Source organism: Flavobacterium sp., from assembly GCF_027483985.1.
GTDB lineage: Bacteria > Bacteroidota > Bacteroidia > Flavobacteriales > Flavobacteriaceae > Flavobacterium.
Genome location: NZ_JAIXTJ010000007.1, coordinates 1 through 19,239, shown reverse-complemented (window position 1 = coordinate 19,239; position 19,239 = coordinate 1). Strand labels below are relative to the sequence as shown.

Below are 19,239 nucleotides of genomic sequence, written 5' to 3'. Positions count from 1 at the left end.
ATTTTTTTAACACAACGATCATTTTATCTTACATCATGGATAGATTTTCCTTTTTAAACGCAGCTCATACCGAATTTTTCGCTCAATTATACGATCAATATCTTGTTAATCCTGATAGTGTTGAACCAAGTTGGAGAGCTTTCTTTCAAGGTTTTGACTTTGGAATGGCCACTTTCAACGAAGAAAATGCTGGTGAATATGTAGCCAATTATGCTGCAACTTCAATTGATAATGGTCAAGCTTCAGAAAAACTTCAGAAAGAATTTAATGTTCTTAAATTAATTGATGGTTACAGAACTCGCGGACATCTTTTTACAGAAACCAATCCGGTAAGAGAACGAAGAACTTATGAACCAAATTTGGATTTAGTTAACTTCGGACTTTCAGATGCTGATTTAAATACCGTTTTTGATGCTGCTAAAGTATTAGGTCATCAGCCAAAAACGCTTAAAGAAATTATTACGCATCTTAAAAATGTGTACTGCCAGCATATTGGTATCGAGTACATGTACATGAGAAAACCAGAAGTTATTCAGTGGATTCAAAATAGAATCAACATCAACGATAACTTACCAAATTTTGATAACGAACAAAAGAAACACATTTTAGGAAAACTGAACGAAGCGGTTTCTTTTGAAAATTTCCTTCACACCAAATATGTAGGTCAAAAACGTTTTTCTCTTGAAGGTGGTGAAAGTATTATTCCGGCACTTGACGCTTTGATTGAATCAGCAGCAGAGAAAGGTGTGGAACATTTTGTTATGGGAATGGCTCACCGTGGAAGATTAAATATTTTAGCAAATATTTTCGGAAAAGCAACTCAAGATATCTTCTCTGAATTTGACGGAAAAGACTACGATAAAGAATATTTTGATGGCGATGTTAAATACCATTTAGGTTTAACATCTGAAAGAAAAACCAAATCAGGAAAGAAAATCAACATCAATTTAGCACCAAATCCTTCGCACCTTGAAACTGTTGGCGCTGTAATTGAAGGAATTGCTCGTGCTAAACAAGATAAATATACGCCAGACGATTTCTCTAAAGTATTGCCAATTGCAGTACATGGTGATGCAGCAGTTGCTGGACAAGGTATTGTTTATGAAATTGTGCAAATGGCGCAATTAGACGGATATAAAACGGGTGGAACGATTCATATTGTAATTAACAATCAAGTCGGATTTACTACTAATTACCAAGATGCTCGTTCATCTACTTATTGTACAGACGTTGCAAAAGTGACGCTTTCTCCAGTACTGCATGTTAATTCAGATGATACCGAAGCAGTAGTGCATGCAATGTTATTTGCATTAGATTTCAGAATGGAATTTGGTCGTGACGTTTTCATTGATTTGTTAGGATATAGAAAATACGGACACAACGAAGGTGATGAACCACGTTTTACGCAACCAGTTTTGTATAAAATTATTGCAAAACACCGAAATCCAAGAGATATTTATGCAGAAAAATTAATTACCAAAGGTATAATTGATGCTGCATATATCACTAAAATTGAAAACGAATACAAAGATAAATTGGATGAAAATCTTCAAGCTTCACGCAAAAAAGATTTAACAATTATCAAACCATTTTTGCAAGACGAATGGGATGGTTTTGAGCAAGTATCTGACGATGTTATGTTGCAACAATTTGACACTAAATTCGATCAAAAGAAATTAGATCAAATTGCAAGTGAAATTTCAACACTTCCGGCAGACAAGAAATTCATCAATAAAATTTCTAAAATTGTCACTGATAGAAAAAATATGTACGACAATAATGTAATCGATTGGGGAACAGCCGAATCGCTTGCTTATGGTTCGTTACTTACAGAAGGTTATGATGTTAGAATTTCAGGACAAGACGTTGAAAGAGGAACTTTTTCGCACCGTCATGCTGTTGTAAAAGTAGAAGATAGTGAAGAAGAAGTGATTCTTTTAAATTCACTTAAAGATAAAAAAGGAAAGTTTAACGTGTTTAATTCATTCCTATCTGAATATGGGGTTTTAGGTTTTGATTACGGATATGCTTTAGCTAATCCTAATGCATTAACCATTTGGGAAGCACAGTTTGGAGATTTCTCTAATGGTGCACAAATTATGATTGATCAATACATTTCTTGTGGTGAAGATAAATGGAATAACCAAAACGGAATCGTTCTTTTGTTACCTCACGGATATGAAGGACAAGGCGCTGAGCACTCGTCTGCGAGAATGGAACGTTATTTGCAACTTTGTGCACGCCACAATATGTATGTAGCTGACTGTACAACGCCAGCCAATTTCTATCACTTGTTGAGAAGACAAATGAAAACAAAATTCCGAAAGCCATTGATTCATTTTTCTCCAAAAAGTTTGTTGCGTCACCCATTGTGTGTTTCAACACAAGAAGAACTATACAACGGACATTTTCAAGAAACAATTGATGATACATCGGTAGATAAAAATAAAGTAAAAACAGTGGTTTTCGTTACCGGAAAATTCTACTATGACATTCTTGCCGAAAGAGATGTTAACGGTAGAACTGATGTAGCGTTGGTTCGTATCGAGCAACTATTTCCATTGCCAGTGGAACAGTTGAAAGCTATCATTGCAAGTTATCCAAATGCTGACGACTATGTTTGGGCACAAGAAGAGCCTAAAAATATGGGAGCTTATGGCTACATGCTGATGAATTTTGATCTAGTGAAATGGAGATTAGCATCACTTAAAGCTTATGCCGCTCCAGCAGCAGGAAGTCATACAAGAGATAGAAGACGCCACGCTGACGCAATCAGAATGGTATTTGATAAAAATCTATTTAGATAATTATTAAAATAGTATGAAACAGTTAGTAGTTTTATTTTTGTTTCTTGCAAATATTGCTTTTGCTCAAGAAATTGATGTTCCAAAAGAAGGAAAAGCATTGGTTTATTTTACAAGATATGATGCCGCTGGATTTTTAATTAATTTTAAATATTTTGATGGAGATAAATATTTAGGTAAATTTAACCATGGCAAATATATGGTTTATGAATGTGAGCCAGGCAAACACATTTTTTGGTCAAAAGCTGAAAATTTTGATTTTGTTGAAGCCGAATTAGAAGCCGGAAGAGTTTATATTATAGACTCAAGACCTCAAATGGGTGCAATAAAAGCTGGAGTAAATTTGGTGATTTTCAATAAAGAATTATCCAATTACGACCGATACAAAAAGAGAATTTTTAAATCTTTAGAAAATGGAACTCGTTATTTACCTTCACAAGAAGACATAAATAAAGAGGCGGAAGAAATTAAAGACCTTATTGCAAAAGGAATGGAAAAATTCAAAAAACTCAAAAGCGAAGAGTCAGAGAGAATTGGGATTTTAACAGACGGAATGTTTTTTGACAAAGATTATTTTGTTGAAAAAGATTTTACCAAAAAAGAATAAATGTTTTAAATAAGTCAAGTTTTTTTGACAAAAGATAATTGATAACAAACACATATAAAATTATAAAAAGATGATTTTAGAAATGAAAGTGCCTTCTCCAGGCGAGTCGATAAAAGAAGTTGAAATTGCTACATGGTTAGTAAAAGATGGCGATTATGTAGAAAAAGACCAAGCAATTGCTGAAGTAGATTCAGACAAAGCAACTCTTGAATTACCTGCAGAAGCAAGCGGAATTATTACTCTAAAAGCAGAAGAAGGTGATGCTGTTGCTGTTGGTGCTGTTGTTTGTTTGATTGATACAAGTGCAGCTAAACCATCAGGTGATGCGCCAGCGCCAGCAAAAGAAGAAGCAAAACCAGTAGTAGAAGCTCCAAAAGCTGAGGTAAAAGCGGCTCCAGTTGCTGAAAAAACTTACGCAGCACAAACGCCATCACCAGCGGCTAAAAAAATATTAGAAGAGAAAAATATCCAGCCAACTGAAATCGTTGGAACTGGAAAAGGCGGAAGAATTACTAAAGATGATGCTGTAAATGCGGTACCATCAATGGGAACTCCAACAGGAGGAAGTCGTGGTAGCGAGAGAACAAAATTATCAATGTTGCGTCGTAAAGTAGCTGAAAGATTGGTTTCTGCTAAGAATGAAACAGCTATGTTAACTACGTTCAATGAAGTTGATATGACTGCAATTTATGCTTTAAGAGCCGAATATAAAGATGCATTTAAAGAGAAACATGGTTTAGGTTTAGGATTCATGTCGTTCTTTACTAAAGCAGTGACAAGAGCATTACAATTATTCCCAGATGTGAACTCAATGATTGATGGTCAAGAGAAAATTTCTTATGATTTTTGTGATATTTCAGTAGCAGTTTCTGGTCCAAAAGGTTTAATGGTTCCTGTAATGAGAAATGCTGAAACATTATCATTTAGAGGAGTTGAAGCAGAAATCAAACGTTTAGCAATTCGTGCGCGTGACGGACAAATTACAGTTGACGAAATGACAGGCGGAACATTTACTATTTCTAATGGTGGTGTTTTTGGAAGTATGTTGTCAACGCCAATTATCAATCCTCCACAATCAGGAATTTTAGGAATGCACAATGTAGTAGATAGAGCTATCGTGAAAAACGGACAAATAGTTATCGCTCCAGTGATGTATGTTGCTTTATCTTATGATCACCGAATCATTGACGGACGTGAGTCGGTTGGATTCCTTGTGGCTGTAAAAGAAGCATTAGAAAATCCAACTGAACATTTAATGGGTGGAAATGCTAAAAAAGCATTGGAATTATAAAAATTAAAATTTCAAAATACAAATCCCAAATTCCAATCAAGGAGTTTGGGATTTTTTCGTTTATTTGTAATTACTAAGGACAACTTTATGGCATCAAACAAAAAATCGGCAGCGATAGGTTTTATTTTTATAACCATGCTAATTGATATTACCGGTTGGGGAATCATTATTCCGGTGATTCCTAAATTAATTCAAGAATTGATACATGGCGATGTAAGTGAAGCTGCAAAAATTGGCGGATGGTTAACCTTTGCTTATGCGATAACACAATTTATTTTTGCACCATTAGTTGGAAATTTAAGTGATAAATACGGAAGACGACCTATAATATTAATTTCACTTTTTGCATTTTCGTTAGATTATTTACTTCTTGCATTTGCACCAACAATTACTTGGCTGTTTGTTGGAAGAATAATTGCCGGAATTTCAGGCGCAAGTATTACAACCGCATCAGCTTATATTGCCGATGTAAGTACACCAGAAAATAGAGCTAAAAACTTCGGAATGATTGGTGCAGCTTTTGGTTTAGGATTCATAATTGGTCCGGTTATTGGCGGACTTTTGGGTCAATTTGGTTCACGAGTACCATTTTATGCCGCAGCAGTATTATGTTTGTTAAACTTCCTTTATGGATATTTTATTTTACCTGAATCTTTATCAAAAGAAAACCGCAGAGCATTTAGTTTAAAAAGAGCCAACCCAATTGGAGCGTTTTTAAATTTAAAGAAATACCCAAAGTTAATTGGTCTTGTGGTTTCCATATTCTTGCTTTACACCGCTTCGCACGCAGTTCACAGTAATTGGAGTTATTTCACAATCTACAAATTCAATTGGGATGAGAAAATGGTTGGAATTTCACTTGGCGCTATCGGACTTTTAGTTGGAATTGTTCAAGGTGGTTTAATTCGAGTTGTCAATCCAAAATTAGGAAACGAAAAAAGTATTTATGTTGGAATGGCCTTGTATACTGTTGGAATGTTCCTTTTTGCAACGGCTACACAAAGTTGGATGATGTTTGTGTTTTTAATTCCGTATTGTCTTGGAGGAATTGCTGGTCCTGCAATGCAAGCCGTTATTTCTAGCCAAGTTCCTGCTAACGAACAAGGAGAAATTCAAGGAACACTATCAAGTTTGATGAGCGCATCGGCCATTGTTGGTCCACCAATGATGAGCACTGTTTTTTATTATTTTACTCATAAAGAAGCACCTTTTCAGTTTGCTGGCGCACCATTTGTGCTAGGTGGAATTTTGATGTTTTTGAGTACTATTATTGCGTATTTTTCATTTAAAAGTAATAATAAGTAGTTAGAATAGATAGTATAAAAAAATTCCAAATTCCATTGTTACCTTTGGAATTTGGAATTTAAAAATCTGATATTTGATAACTTTATTCTTTAATAATTTTGAGGATTTTTTCTTGACCTTCACTAATAACTTTTACAAAGTAAATTCCATTTGAAAGGTTACTCAAATTGAGTTCTGTTTGTAATTTATTAATTTTTTGAGTAATAATTTTTTGTCCAATTAGTGTTGTAATTTCGATTTCTTCTATTAATGAAGCGTTAGAAATTGATAAACTATTTTTCACCGGATTTGGATAATAATTTAAATCAATGAAAGCAAAATTTAGGTTTGATAAACTCGCAACAAATTCAGTGGTACAAACATCAGTCACAATAGCTGGATTAAAATCGAAATAAATACTGGCAAAATTTGGAATGATGTCACCAATAGCATAACCAGCAGTAGGTTTTATTTGAAACGTGATATAACCTTGACCAATCTGCGTATTTGGAACTGATGGCAGTAAATTAATGCCGTCGAATTTCCAGTTTAATTCTGTTCCGGTACGTTGCAAAACATACGGATGCGATGCAGCAATCATTTTAATGGTGTTTGGATTTAGTTTACTATCTAAAATATCGTTTACTCTAATATTTATTGCCTCTGCAGTTCCTGTATTTTCAAATCTAATAGTGTACGTTAAATAATCATTTGAAGTAAATGTTGAATGTAGAATTTTACCACCGTGAGTTTCTTGCTTATCGTTTGGATCATAAGAACCTACAATAGTTTGTGTAATACTTGCGGTGTTATTTGAAGGCGCTACGTCATTAGCAGGAATTGTTACAAATGCAGTATTAGTCAATTGTTGTCCCAAAGCAACTGTAGGAATTGTAGGAACTTGCATAGTAACAACATAAGAACGTGTTTCGTTTGGTAATAAATTGCTATAATTTAAAGTAAAACCATTAGGATTGGCAATTGAACCTGCGGGAATTGAAACTATACTCACCACATTGTTTTTAGTAAACGTTAATGTGCCTGAAGTTATCGTTTGAACTCCATTATTTTTAATATAGATTAAATTATTATAAGTAAATCCTGGTCTTGGTGGCGCTCCATTTGGATTTAAATTAACTAGTACATCTGTGTAAGGTACAATCGTAATTGGAAAATTATAAGTAGTTATTCCAGAACCATTTGGCACAGTGATATTGGTATATGTTGTTGTACAGACATAGCCAGAATGAGGTGTTGTGTAACTTAAATTATAGCTTGTAGTTGAATTACTTTCATACAAATAATTTATTCCTGTATTTGAATATAAATTAGTTGTTGCACCACCATTTATTGAATAATTGAAATTTCCTCCATTAAAGAAAACTTCCGAGGCATCTTTAATTCCGTTAGAATTGCTATCTATAAATGCTTGAAGTTTTATACCATTAGATTGATTTAAAGTTGTATTGATTCCGTCTAAACAATTTTGAACTCCAGAATCACCACAAAAACATATTACTCCAAATACAGTTCCTGCATTTATTTCTGCTTGTGTAATAACATGAACTCCTGTAAAAAAAGTACTATTTGAAGCACCTGCATTTAAACTTGCAAGCGTTCCTCCATTTACATTCATTGAAAATTGACAAGCTGTAAGATTTGTTATTGTAGTAGTTCCATTATTTGTTAGCGTAATTTGATAATTAATTACATCACCAACATTTACAAAGCCATCATTATTGAAATCATTATAAGTGCCTACCATATCTATATCTAGCGGATTTGTAATAGTAATAGTCGCCACAGCAGTATCACAATTTATTGGATTTAATGCTTCACAGATTTGGTAAACTACTGGATAGGTTCCACTGGGTGTATTCGGAAAAACAGTAATAGTTCCATCAGGATTAAATGTCAACCAAGCAGGAACACTTATGGCAGTTGCTACAACACTATTTGGAACACCAACACTTACCATTACTGGTACTCCATTACTTGTGTCATTGTTTAAAACACTTGGAGTAATTCCTCCTAAAGGATCAAGAACAAATGAATCATCAACGGCATTTATTATACTTGATGGAATAAACACAGTTACTGTAGCAGTATCACAATTATTTGGATTTGCAACTTCACAAATTGAATAAGTTATTGTGTAGGTTCCAGGAAGTGTATTTGGTGCAACGGTTAAAATACCATTTGAATCAATACTTAGTTGGCCAATTGTAATTGGTGTTATATTTACAGTTGACATTGTTGTTGATACACCATTTAAAGTGTCATTAGAAGTAACTACAGGTGTAAATGGTAATGGCAATTGATAAAAATCATCATTGGCAACAATTTGTCCGAAAGTGGTAAAACAACATAAAAATATAAGTACTAAAGTGTAAAATTTTCTCATAATCAAATAATTAAGTGTTTATTAAGTTGGATTTAATGTTGTGTCATATCTAACGTTATTGTTAAATGCGATAGGATTTTTTTACTCTTTTAAAATTTTAATAATTTTTTCTTGACCTTCACTATTCACTTTTACAAAGTAAACACCATTTGAAAGTTCACTTAAATTGAGTTCGGTTTCGAAATCATTTGTTTTTTTAGTTAGTATTCTTTGTCCTAAAATAGAAGTTATTTCCACTTTATCTATCGTAGATAAATTGGTAATGGTTAAACTATTTTTCACCGGATTTGGATAATAAATCAATTTTTCAAAAGCATAATTGTTGTTAGACAATGCTGATATAGTTACTGGTAGTCTTGTGGTGCTTTCAATGCCGTTTACTGTTTGTGTCGCATAATAAGTCGTTCCAACAACTACTGGTGTTGAAGATGGAATGGCAGAAGCCAATGCAACATTACTAGATTTGTTGGTTGCGGTACTATACCATTGAATATTTTGACCGGTGACCTGTAAACCAGCAAGAGTTCCCGATTGCGGAACGTTTTGAGTCAACGGACCAGTTGGAGCAAATGGTGAAACAATAACTAAAGAAACACTTCCTTGTACGCAATTGCTTGAATATTGCGCCTGACACAATTGGTAGTTTAAAATGTAATTTCCTGTGGTATATGAACTCGGAATTGTTAATGTTCCGTTGGAGTTTAAAACTATTCCTGATGGAAAAGAAACAGCGGTAAGAAAAACTAAATTCGGATTTGTGATAAAAAATCCATTCAATTTATCGTTTGTTAAAACCGAAGCCGATGTTGGGTTTCCATTCGGTGGAGTTGTCAAGGTTATTGCATCTGGGTTGGCTTGAATATTGGAACTTAATACAAAATTTGCAGTACTGCTAGAGCAATTGTTAGGATTAGAACTATCACAAATTTGATAAGTAAAGGAATAATTTCCTGGAGCTGTTCCCAAAGCAACCGTTATTGTTCCGTCATTATTTAAAGTAAATCCCGAAGGTAAATTTGATGAAGAAACTAGTACATTAAACTCGTTAGCAGTAAACGTATTAATAGTGTCGTTTTCTAAAACCGACATTGAATTTCCACCATTAGGAGTATTATAATAAGAAATCGCATCAGGATTAGGTAGAATATTTGGCGTAATTATGACAGTAGCAATTCCAACAGAGCAGCTATTTGGATTTAATATTTCACAAATCTGATAATTAATAGTATAAATTCCAGTTAATGTGCCTGCAGCAACAGTTATAGTACCGTCATTTTCAAACGTCAAACCCGATGGACTATTAATTAAAGACAGAATAATATTGCTAGTAACTGGAAAACCATTAATAAAATCATTAGACAATACTGACGGTGTTGTGTTAGAATTTGATGTGGAATATTGAAACGTAAAACTATCAGAATTCGCCACAATACTGTAAGCTAATTCAAAGTTTACTGTTGAAGTAGAACAATTGTTTGGATTTGAAATTTCACATATTTGATAGGAAAAAGTATAATTTCCTTGAGGAGTTCCAGAAGCAACACTGATTGTTCCATTAGCATTTAAATTAAATCCAATTGGTAAATTTATGGCTGTTAAACTCACATTTGAACCGTTTGGAACAGTATTATCTATGAAATCATTTGTAAAAACGGAAGTTGTTGTAGTTGTATTTGAAGCAGTGCTCAAAAAAGTTATAGTATCTTGTGCCGCGTAGATATTTGAATTTATTACATTTATGGTAATACCATCTTGATCACAAACGCCATCATAGGTTAAGCAAGTTTTGTATTGAACGTAATAAATTCCTGCAGGAGTATTGGGCGGAACCGTTACAATTCCATTTGAATTAATAGTAAATTGGATAGCCGGAATTGGAAGAATATAAATTATTGAAGTGTTAACTTGATTACCTAAAAGCTGACCTCCATTAATTGTATCATTCAAAAATGCACTTGGAGTAGAACCACCTGTAGTACCATTAACATAATATGGTCCATCAGGAAGAATGTCTAAACTAACATAAGGAACTTGAATTGTTATAGATGCAATTGCAAAATTAGAAGGATTAGCATTTTCGTATAGTTTGTAGTTAGCATAATATGTGCCTTGTGGAGTATTTGGCGCAATTATCAAAGTACCATCTGGATTAAAAGTTAAACCGATAATACTATTTATATTCGGCAAAGGAACTATTGTGAAATTATTTACATCTATTGGCAAACCATTGTAAGTGTCATTATTTAGAATTGAAACGGTTGTGGTTTGACCATATAATCCATCAATGTTACTAAAAAAATCATTTTGTAAAGAAAAAACAGAAGATAAAATGTTAATTGTAACTGAGGCAGAATCACAAATAGATGGCGAAGTATTATTAATACAAATTTCGTAAGAAACCGTATAAGTGCCAATAGGAAGATTTGCTGCTACTGTTATTGTTCCATCAGTATTCAAGGTGAAACCAGCTGGAACTTGAACAGCATTAACAGTAATCAATGATAAAATAATAGGACTATTATTCATCAAATCATTGTTTAATACCGATATTGTTGTTCCGCCCGTAGTCGCGCTTATAGGAACAAAATTGGTGTCAGCTACAGCATCAATTGTTTGTGAACTCGAAAAAAAAGAGGTCAATAAAAAACAAAATAGTATTAGTTTTCTCATAATCAAAAGTTTAATCAAATGTAATACTATTTTGTAATTATTTTACTTCAAATACAAACAATGATTATAATAATCTATAATACCTTTTCCTTCTAATAAAATATCAGCACCAATTATGCCGTGAACTGGTTTGGCTTTATATTGTTGTAACGCAGCATTTACGTGCGATAAATCAAAAATCACTAAGTTGAAATCAAGTTCTTTCCATCTACCAAGTTGAAGAACGTTATTTTTTGCAACTTGAGTAAACATTCCTGTCGCTCCAGCACCAGCAGCTCTTGTTTTAGATTTTTTAGCTTTTAGTTGAAACAGTTCAATACTTTCAAATCCAACACAACTATTGCTAGCACCAGTATCAAGTATAAAATTGCCTTTAACGCCATTAATACTTGCTTTGATCAATAAATGCTGGGTTTTGGAAACCTTAAAATTTATCTTTTTGTAGTTTTCTTTTTTAAGTATTTCTTGAAAGTTTTTCATTGTTGTACAGTTAATCGATTAAACAAAAATAGTGAAACAAAACTAGTACACTGCTTTTATTCTTAACTTTTGATGCCTCGTTTAAAGATAAGATTCCTTATTTTTGCAATCCAAAATAATAGACATACAACCAAGTAAAGATGATTTTTACCGATACGCACACTCATTTATATTCTTCTCAATTTCAAGATGACCGTACAGAAATGATCCAACGTGCTATTGATGCAGGTGTATCTCGTTTTTTTATTCCTGCAATTGACTCGACTTATACCCAAAAAATGTATGATTTAGAGGCTTTATTTCCCGATAATATTTTTTTAATGATGGGATTGCATCCTTGTTATGTTAAAGAAAATTACCTAGAAGAATTAGCCAAAGTAGAAGCAGAGTTCGCAGTAAGAACATTCTACGCCGTTGGTGAAATTGGAGTTGATTTGTTTTGGGATAAAACTTTTTTAAAGCAACAACAACACGCATTTCAGCATCAAATTCAATTGGCTAAGAAAAATAAAATCGGTATTAATATTCATTGTCGAGACGCTTTTGAAGAAACATTTGAAGTTCTAGAAAGCGAAAAAGCATCTGATTTATTTGGAATTTTTCATTGTTTTACTGGCGATTTTGTCCAAGCTGAAAAAGCAATTTCGTTAGGTTTAAAACTCGGAATAGGAGGTGTGTCAACTTTTAAAAACGGAAAGATTGATCAGTTTTTAGACAAAATCGATTTAAAACATATTGTTCTTGAAACCGATGCTCCTTATTTAGCTCCAAATCCGTATAGAGGAAAGCGCAACGAAAGTAGTTACACGGTTTTGGTAGCACAAAAATTGGCTGATATTTATAAACTTCCAATCGAGGAAATAGCACGAATTACTACTCAAAATTCGAAGGATATTTTTGGGATTTAATTTTTTAATACAAATACTATCAATTAATAAGAGAGTAAAGCTAAATAGTAAGCTTTCTAAATTCGTATATTTTTACTAGAATTATAAATTTTTGATAATTCGTGAAATTCGCGTCTACTTTAATCCATTTAACCATTATATAATCAAAAAGTCATAATTTTTTTGTTATTTTGTTTTCCTTAAAAAGAATACTAAAATGCAGAAATTTGACGCTATTCGTCCGTTTTATGAAACTGAAGTTAATGACGCTATCAAAGCCTCGTTAAACCACCCTATGATGAAAGCAATTATGGAATTTACCTTTCCAAATGTTGACGAATCAGTGTGGAAAGAACAATTGAAACGCACCCATTCGATTAGAGATTTTCAATGCAATTTTATCTATCAAGCCATTCAGAAAGTTCTTGAAACTTCTTCCGACGGATTGACCACATCTGGTTTTGAAAAATTAGAAAAGAATACTTCATATATGTTTATCTCAAATCATAGAGATATCATTTTAGATACGTCATTATTAAATGTATGTCTATTTGAACACAAATTAGTGATGACCGCATCGGCAATTGGCGACAATTTAGTGAAAAGAGATTTTATGAATACGCTGGCCAAATTGAACCGTAATTTTCTTGTTCAGAGAGGTTTGTCTCCAAGAGAATTATTGCAAAGTTCTAAATTAATGTCAGAGTATATCGGACATTTGTTGTTGCGAGAAAATCGTTCGGTTTGGATTGCACAGCGCGAAGGAAGAACTAAAGATGGTAACGACGCGACGCATTCCGGTGTTTTAAAAATGTTAGGAATGGGTTCTGATGAGAAGCATTTGATGGATTATTTTAAGAAATTAAAAATTGTTCCTGTTTCAATATCTTATGAATATGATCCGACAGATGCTTTAAAAATGCCACAACTTTTGGCCGAAGCCAATGATGAGGTTTATATTAAAGATAAAAATGAAGATTTCGTGAATTTGCTCAGCGGAATTATGGGTCAGAAAAAAAGAATTCACATTCACGTGGGTGAAGTTTTAGACCAAGAATTAGATTTGATTGCTGCTGAGAATGACAATGTGAACAAACAAGTACAAGCATTAGCCCAAACGATTGATGATTCTATCTTGCAATCCTATAAATTGTGGCCAACTAATTATATTGCTTATGATTTATTGAATAAAACCAATCAATATGCTGACAAGTATACCGAAGATGAGAAATCATTATTTGAAAGACGTTTAGAGATGAAAATAGATGCTACCAATGATTTTATGGTAGAAAGTTTTTTAAATATGTATGCCAATCCAGTGGTAAATAAAGCTAAATACGAAAATGCAATCTAAAGTAAAAATACTTCTAATTTATACCGGCGGAACGATTGGTATGATGAAAGATTTTGAAACTGGTGCGTTAAAAGCATTTGATTTTAATCAATTATTAGATAAAATTCCCGAGTTAAAACAGTTAGATTGTCAAATTGAAACTTTTTCATTTGATAAACCTATTGATTCTTCTAATATGAATCCCGACAAATGGGTTCAAATTGCTACAGTTATTGAAGATAATTATGTTCACTTTGATGGATTTGTAGTGCTACACGGTTCCGATACAATGTCTTATTCGGCGTCGGCGTTGAGTTTTATGCTAGAAAATATTTCTAAGCCAGTTGTTTTTACAGGTTCACAACTTCCAATTGGAGATTTGAGGACTGATGCTAAAGAGAATTTAATTACAGCCATTCAAATCGCTTCTTTGCAACACAAATCTAAACCTGTAGTTCAAGAAGTTTGTTTGTATTTTGAATACAAGTTATATCGTGGTAATCGAACTACAAAAATAAATGCTGAACATTTTAACGCTTTTACGTCGCCAAACTATCCGGCTTTGGCCGAATCAGGAGTGCATTTGATCGTAAATAATCCGTATTTGTTGTCTAGAAATAGCAAAAAACTTATTGTACATAAAGAGTTAAATGATAATGTAGCGGTAATAAAGTTATTTCCAGGAATAAGTGAATCGGTTTTTTCGGCATTAGTTTCGATTCCAAATTTAAAAGGAATTATATTAGAAACTTATGGTTCAGGCAATGCTCCAACGGAAGATTGGTTCATTCAAATTTTGAAAAAAGCTATAAAAAATGGTTTATACATAATCAATGTAACCCAATGTTCTGGCGGAAGTGTGAGTATGGGTCAATACGAAACCAGCACGCAATTAAAAAAAATAGGATTAATTTCTGGAAAAGACATTACAACCGAAGCTGCCATTACAAAGTTAATGTATCTGTTAGGTCAAAATGTAGCTTCTAATGTTTTTAAAACTATTTTTGAAACATCTTTGCGTGGTGAAATGAATTAAAATTTTTTATTGCTGAATTTTATTGTTTCTTTGCAGAACAATTTTAGAGAGGTGTCCGAGTGGTTGAAGGAGCAAGCCTGGAAAGTTTGTATATGGGTAACTGTATCGTGGGTTCGAATCCCATCCTCTCTGCAAAATTCTTTTTAAGATGCGTTTTTATCTTTCCATACTAACCTTATTTTTATCATTAAGTGTACTTGCACAAGAAGAGGTTGTGGAAAAAAAAATCCTTGTTGATTCTTTATATAGAGAAGATCAATTTTATTTGAATTTCACTTACAATACGCTTCAAAATTTAGAAGGTATTAATCAAAGCAAATTTTCTTCAGGATTTTGCATCGGTTTTTTACGAGATATGCCTGTTAACAAAAGTAGAACAATTGCGTTCGCTACCGGATTAGGCTATTCCTTGAATATTTATAATGATAATTTATATCAAAATAAGATAGATGTCAATGGAGTTGGTAACCAAAACAGCTATGAATTACTAACTTCTGATGTGTTTTTCGATAAAAATAAAACGTCATTACATTATTTAGATTTGCCTATCGAATTCAGATGGCGTTCTTCAACACCTGAATCTCACCGATTTTGGAGAATTTATACCGGTTTCAAATTGAGTTATTTAATTAGTGATCGCTATAAATTTGTTAATGATGTGCAGACTAAAATTTATAAATCTAATGCTGATTTAAATAAGTTTCAATACGGTTGTTATATGGCTGCAGGTTGGAACACTTGGAACTTCTATGCCTATTATGGTTTGAGTCCAATTTACAAATCGGCTAAAATTAATGGTGAAAATATAAAATTGTCAACGTTCAATCTCGGACTTCAATTTTATATTTTATAGCCAAAGAATCCATAAAAGCAGTTGAGGAATCATTCCTGCAAGATATCCAATTATTAATTCTGACGGTGTGTGGGCTTTCATTGCAAGTCTTGATGAAGCTACAAATCCTGTTATCAAGAACAAGGTTGCCACAGTGTAAATACAATTTAGTTCATTGTGCCTACACAAACCTATTACAAAAAAACTCAAGGCACTTATAGCCAACATATGAATACTTGCTTTGATTTTAATAAACAACAAGGCAAAGACAATAAAGGTGCTTACAATGCCACCCAAAAAGAAAAAATACAATTCTGGGAAACGATCAATTGTTACACTTTTTTGAATTAAAATCATTGTCAAAGCCATTTGCATCAGCAATGGAATTTTTCTTTGCGAAACATCCGACAGCATTATGGTATCTACTTTTCCAAAAGTTCTTAGTAAGTAAAAAAAAGATAGCGGAAGAAAAAAAGTAATGATAACAATTTGAATCAGCAGTAAATAATATTGTTCTTTTAAATAGTAATTATTTCCAAAAAGTATGTAAAAGACACCACCCAATATCGGTATGAAGATTGGATGAAATAGATAAGAAAAAAAAGGAAGTATTTTTTTCAAAATGAATTATTTTTATACAAATATAGTCGTTTTGAAATTCTAATTTTATAAAAGACAAAACCAAACTAGCCTTGATTGCATCAAAAATAAAGGATTGCAACGTAAAGCAGAAACATAGTAACCAAGAAAGTCCAAACGACCTGTCTGCCGATAGTCAGGTTCGCTTCTAATTTTGAGAATCTGAAACCAGTTTAAATTATATCTTTTTTCTCATTCTAGCTACTGGAATATCAAGTTGCTCGCGATATTTTGCAATAGTTCGTCGTGCAATTGGATATCCTTTTTCTTTCAAAATTTCTGCTAGTTGGTCGTCTGGTAATGGCTTGCTTTTATCTTCCTCTTCGATAGTATTTTGAAGAATTTTTTTAATTTCTAAAGTTGATACGTCTTCACCTTGATCATTTTTCATTGCCTCAGAGAAGAACTCTTTAATCAGTTTTGTGCCATAAGGCGTGTCTACATATTTGCTATTAGCAACACGAGAAACTGTTGAAATATCTAAACCAACCATATCAGCAATATCTTTCAGGATCATTGGTTTCATTGAAGTTTCTTCGCCGTCAAGGAAATATTCTTGTTGAAAATGCATGATAGCATTCATCGTGACAAATAGCGTTTCTTGACGTTGTTTTATTGCATCAATAAACCATTTTGCTGAATCTAGTTTTTGCTTAATAAATTGCACAGCATCTTTTTGAGAATTCGATTTGTCTCTCGAATCTTTATAGGTTTGCATCATTTCTTGGTAATCTTTAGAAACGTGCAGTGATGGTGCATTTCGTCCGTTGAGCGTTAATTCTAGTTCACCGTCGTTGATTCTGATAGCAAAATCGGGAACAATATTTTCAGTAACTTTATTATTTCCGGTAAAAGAACCTCCTGGCTTTGGATTTAACTTTTCAATCTCGTGGATGGTTTTCTTTAAATGATCTTGAGAGATTCCGTATTTCTGTAATAATTTATCATAATGTTTTTTCGTAAAAGCATCAAATTGATTTTCGATTACATCAATAGCTAAAGCAACATATTCTGTAGGCGTTTTGTGCTTTAATTGTAATAATAAACATTCTTGCAAGTCACGTGCTCCAACACCTGCTGGTTCTAATTCGTGAACAATATGCAACATTTTTTCAACTGTCTTCTCATCAGTATAAATACCTTGAGTGAAAGCTAAATCATCGACAATATCAAGAACCTCACGACGCAAATAACCGTCATCATCAATACTTCCAACAAGAAATTCGGCAATATCTCGCTGCTCGTCAGTCAGGATAAACGTATTTAACTGATTGATTAAATCTTGATGGAAACTAACATTTTGTTCTAGCGGCGATTCTCGATCTTCATCATCATCGCTATAATTGCTAGTTTGTGTTTTATAATCTGGTGTTTCGTCGTTGCTTAAATATTCGTCAATATTGATGTCTTCGGCTTCGATGTTATCACTACCTTCATAATCATCATACTCATCATTGTTGTCGAATTCATCTTTTTCATAAACTTCTTCCTCATCTTTACCTGTTTCCAAGGCAGGATTCTCATTCATTTCCTCTAATAAACGTTGCTCAAAAGCCAGCGTAGGCAATTGAATCAACTTCATCAACTGAATTTGTTGAGGAGATAATTTTTGAGATAATTTGAATTGTAAGTTTTGCTTTAACATTTTTATTGTTTGTGGTTTGTGGTTTATTGTTTATAGTTGCTTAAAAACAACCAACTATAAACAATTAACAATAAACATTTTTTTAAAACTCTGCGTTTTGTGGCGTTCTTGGAAAAGGAATTACGTCTCTAATATTTGACATTCCTGTTACAAACAATACCAATCTTTCAAATCCTAATCCGAAACCTGAGTGCACTGCCGAACCGAATCTTCTAGTATCTAAATACCACCAAAGTTCTTCTTCGTCGATTCCTAATGCTTTCATTTTTTCAACTAAAACATCATAGCGTTCTTCTCTTTGAGAACCACCAACGATTTCTCCAATGCCAGGAAATAAAATATCCATCGCACGAACCGTTTTTCCATCTTCATTCAAACGCATATAAAACGCTTTGATATTCGCTGGATAATCAAACAAAATTACAGGACATTTGAAGTGTTTTTCAACCAAATATCTTTCGTGTTCACTCTGTAAATCAGCACCCCATTCGTTGATGATGTAATTGAATTTTTTCTTTTTATTTGGAGTTGAATCTCTTAAAATATCAATAGCTTCGGTGTAAGAAACTCGTTTGAAATTGTTTTCTAAAACGAAGTTTAATTTTTCTAACAAAGCCATTTCGCTGCGTTCCGCTTGTGGTTTTGATTTTTCTTCTTCTAATAAACGACCTTCTAAAAACTTCAAATCGTCTTGGCATTTCTCCATCGTATATTTAATTACGTATTGGATAAAATCTTCTGCCAAATCCATATTGTCGTTCAAGTCATTGAAAGCTACTTCTGGTTCAATCATCCAAAATTCTGCTAAGTGACGTGATGTGTTTGAATTTTCAGCTCTAAAAGTTGGTCCGAAAGTATAAATTTGACCCAAAGCCATGGCAAAAGTTTCTCCTTCTAACTGACCTGAAACCGTAAGATTAGTTTCTTTTCCGAAGAAATCTTCTTTGTAGTTTACTTTTCCATCTTCTGTTCTTGGTGTGTTGTCAAATGGTAAAGCCGTAACTTTAAACATTTCACCAGCACCTTCAGCATCTGAACCAGTGATGATTGGCGTGTTTACATACACAAATCCTTTTTCTTGAAAATAAGTATGAACCGCGTGTGCAAGCACTGAACGAACTCTCATAATTGCTCCAAAAGCATTGGTTCTAACTCTTAAGTGTGCGTTTTCACGAAGAAATTCTAAAGAGTGTTTCTTAGGTTGCATCGGAAATTTCTCAGCATCTGAATCTCCTAAAATTTCTAATTTAGAAACTTGAATTTCATACTTCTGACCTGCACCTTTGCTTTCTACTAATTCTCCAATTACTGAAACGGCAGCACCAGT

14 protein-coding genes and 1 tRNA gene are annotated in these 19,239 nt (G+C 33.1%); 9 read left to right on the top strand and 6 right to left on the bottom strand.

The genetic code is table 11. From position 1 onward, the window contains the following. Nucleotides 1–35 precede the first annotated feature (35 nt). The 4 genes from Q0050_RS00670 to Q0050_RS00655 all read left to right on the top strand — a co-directional run bounded on the left by Q0050_RS00670 (nucleotide 36) and on the right by Q0050_RS00655 (nucleotide 6,007). Nucleotides 36–2,807, top strand: coding sequence for a 2-oxoglutarate dehydrogenase E1 component (locus Q0050_RS00670; protein ID WP_298391670.1), 2,772 nt, complete (start codon nucleotides 36–38; stop codon nucleotides 2,805–2,807). Between the two features lie 13 nt (nucleotides 2,808–2,820). Next, a complete protein-coding gene (locus tag Q0050_RS00665) occupies nucleotides 2,821–3,411 on the top strand; it encodes a hypothetical protein (RefSeq protein ID WP_298391668.1) in 591 nt (196 codons plus the stop codon). A 70-nt stretch (nucleotides 3,412–3,481) separates the two neighbouring features. Continuing rightward, nucleotides 3,482–4,702, top strand: a complete 1,221-nt coding sequence (gene odhB, locus Q0050_RS00660) for a 2-oxoglutarate dehydrogenase complex dihydrolipoyllysine-residue succinyltransferase (RefSeq protein WP_298391666.1) — start codon at nucleotides 3,482–3,484, stop codon at nucleotides 4,700–4,702. 87 nt (nucleotides 4,703–4,789) lie between these two features. Beyond that, a complete protein-coding gene (locus Q0050_RS00655) occupies nucleotides 4,790–6,007 on the top strand; it encodes a TCR/Tet family MFS transporter (protein ID WP_298391665.1) in 1,218 nt (405 codons plus the stop codon). 82 nt (nucleotides 6,008–6,089) lie between these two features. Here the strand turns inward: Q0050_RS00655 and Q0050_RS00650 are convergent, their stop codons facing one another. The 3 genes from Q0050_RS00650 to Q0050_RS00640 all read right to left on the bottom strand — a co-directional run bounded on the left by Q0050_RS00650 (nucleotide 6,090) and on the right by Q0050_RS00640 (nucleotide 11,540). Next, nucleotides 6,090–8,390 carry a T9SS type A sorting domain-containing protein gene (locus tag Q0050_RS00650; RefSeq protein WP_298391663.1) on the bottom strand — a complete coding sequence of 767 codons (2,301 nt, stop codon included), beginning with the start codon at nucleotides 8,388–8,390 and terminating at the stop codon, nucleotides 6,090–6,092. An 81-nt stretch (nucleotides 8,391–8,471) separates the two neighbouring features. Next, nucleotides 8,472–11,060: a T9SS type A sorting domain-containing protein gene (locus Q0050_RS00645; protein WP_298391661.1), complete on the bottom strand. Its 2,589-nt coding sequence runs from the start codon at nucleotides 11,058–11,060 to the stop codon at nucleotides 8,472–8,474. Between the two features lie 42 nt (nucleotides 11,061–11,102). Continuing rightward, a complete protein-coding gene (locus Q0050_RS00640) occupies nucleotides 11,103–11,540 on the bottom strand; it encodes a retropepsin-like aspartic protease (RefSeq protein ID WP_298391659.1) in 438 nt (145 codons plus the stop codon). A 140-nt stretch (nucleotides 11,541–11,680) separates the two neighbouring features. Between Q0050_RS00640 and Q0050_RS00635 the strand changes: the two genes are divergently transcribed. The 5 genes from Q0050_RS00635 (at nucleotide 11,681) to Q0050_RS00615 (ending at nucleotide 15,649) form a co-directional block, all read left to right on the top strand. Continuing rightward, complete coding sequence (locus Q0050_RS00635; RefSeq protein WP_298391657.1) at nucleotides 11,681–12,448, top strand: TatD family hydrolase; 768 nt, start codon at nucleotides 11,681–11,683, stop codon at nucleotides 12,446–12,448. A 196-nt stretch (nucleotides 12,449–12,644) separates the two neighbouring features. After that, entirely contained in the window at nucleotides 12,645–13,781 is a 1,137-nt protein-coding gene (locus Q0050_RS00630; protein ID WP_298391655.1) for a 1-acyl-sn-glycerol-3-phosphate acyltransferase, read from the top strand. Then, complete coding sequence (locus Q0050_RS00625) at nucleotides 13,771–14,796, top strand: asparaginase (RefSeq protein ID WP_298391653.1); 1,026 nt, start codon at nucleotides 13,771–13,773, stop codon at nucleotides 14,794–14,796. The genes Q0050_RS00630 and Q0050_RS00625 overlap by 11 nt, the downstream gene beginning before the upstream one ends. 45 nt (nucleotides 14,797–14,841) lie before the next feature. Continuing rightward, nucleotides 14,842–14,928: transfer RNA gene (locus Q0050_RS00620), tRNA-Ser, on the top strand. A 16-nt stretch (nucleotides 14,929–14,944) separates the two neighbouring features. Continuing rightward, complete coding sequence (locus tag Q0050_RS00615) at nucleotides 14,945–15,649, top strand: porin family protein (protein ID WP_298391651.1); 705 nt, start codon at nucleotides 14,945–14,947, stop codon at nucleotides 15,647–15,649. Here the strand turns inward: Q0050_RS00615 and Q0050_RS00610 are convergent. The 3 genes from Q0050_RS00610 to asnS all read right to left on the bottom strand — a co-directional run. Next, nucleotides 15,644–16,249, bottom strand: coding sequence for a hypothetical protein (locus tag Q0050_RS00610; RefSeq protein ID WP_298391649.1), 606 nt, complete (start codon nucleotides 16,247–16,249; stop codon nucleotides 15,644–15,646). The two genes, Q0050_RS00615 and Q0050_RS00610, sit on opposite strands and share 6 nt — an antisense overlap. 196 nt (nucleotides 16,250–16,445) lie before the next feature. Next, nucleotides 16,446–17,912: an RNA polymerase factor sigma-54 gene (gene rpoN, locus Q0050_RS00605; protein WP_298391647.1), complete on the bottom strand. Its 1,467-nt coding sequence runs from the start codon at nucleotides 17,910–17,912 to the stop codon at nucleotides 16,446–16,448. 82 nt (nucleotides 17,913–17,994) lie between these two features. After that, on the bottom strand, nucleotides 17,995–19,239 hold a 1,245-nt coding region (gene asnS / locus Q0050_RS00600), incomplete at its 5' end, for an asparagine--tRNA ligase (protein WP_298391645.1).

Excerpts from the sequence above, each read along its gene's own strand:
- Q0050_RS00670 (WP_298391670.1), top strand. The coding sequence starts at position 36 with ATGGATAGATTTTCCTTTTTAAACGCAGCTCATACCGAATTTTTCGCT.
- Q0050_RS00665 (WP_298391668.1), top strand. The coding sequence starts at position 2,821 with ATGAAACAGTTAGTAGTTTTATTTTTGTTTCTTGCAAATATTGCTTTT.
- odhB (WP_298391666.1), top strand. The coding sequence starts at position 3,482 with ATGATTTTAGAAATGAAAGTGCCTTCTCCAGGCGAGTCGATAAAAGAA.
- Q0050_RS00655 (WP_298391665.1), top strand. The coding sequence starts at position 4,790 with ATGGCATCAAACAAAAAATCGGCAGCGATAGGTTTTATTTTTATAACC.
- Q0050_RS00650 (WP_298391663.1), bottom strand. The coding sequence starts at position 8,390 with ATGAGAAAATTTTACACTTTAGTACTTATATTTTTATGTTGTTTTACC.
- Q0050_RS00645 (WP_298391661.1), bottom strand. The coding sequence starts at position 11,060 with ATGAGAAAACTAATACTATTTTGTTTTTTATTGACCTCTTTTTTTTCG.
- Q0050_RS00640 (WP_298391659.1), bottom strand. The coding sequence starts at position 11,540 with ATGAAAAACTTTCAAGAAATACTTAAAAAAGAAAACTACAAAAAGATA.
- Q0050_RS00635 (WP_298391657.1), top strand. The coding sequence starts at position 11,681 with ATGATTTTTACCGATACGCACACTCATTTATATTCTTCTCAATTTCAA.
- Q0050_RS00630 (WP_298391655.1), top strand. The coding sequence starts at position 12,645 with ATGCAGAAATTTGACGCTATTCGTCCGTTTTATGAAACTGAAGTTAAT.
- Q0050_RS00625 (WP_298391653.1), top strand. The coding sequence starts at position 13,771 with ATGCAATCTAAAGTAAAAATACTTCTAATTTATACCGGCGGAACGATT.
- Q0050_RS00615 (WP_298391651.1), top strand. The coding sequence starts at position 14,945 with ATGCGTTTTTATCTTTCCATACTAACCTTATTTTTATCATTAAGTGTA.
- rpoN (WP_298391647.1), bottom strand. The coding sequence starts at position 17,912 with ATGTTAAAGCAAAACTTACAATTCAAATTATCTCAAAAATTATCTCCT.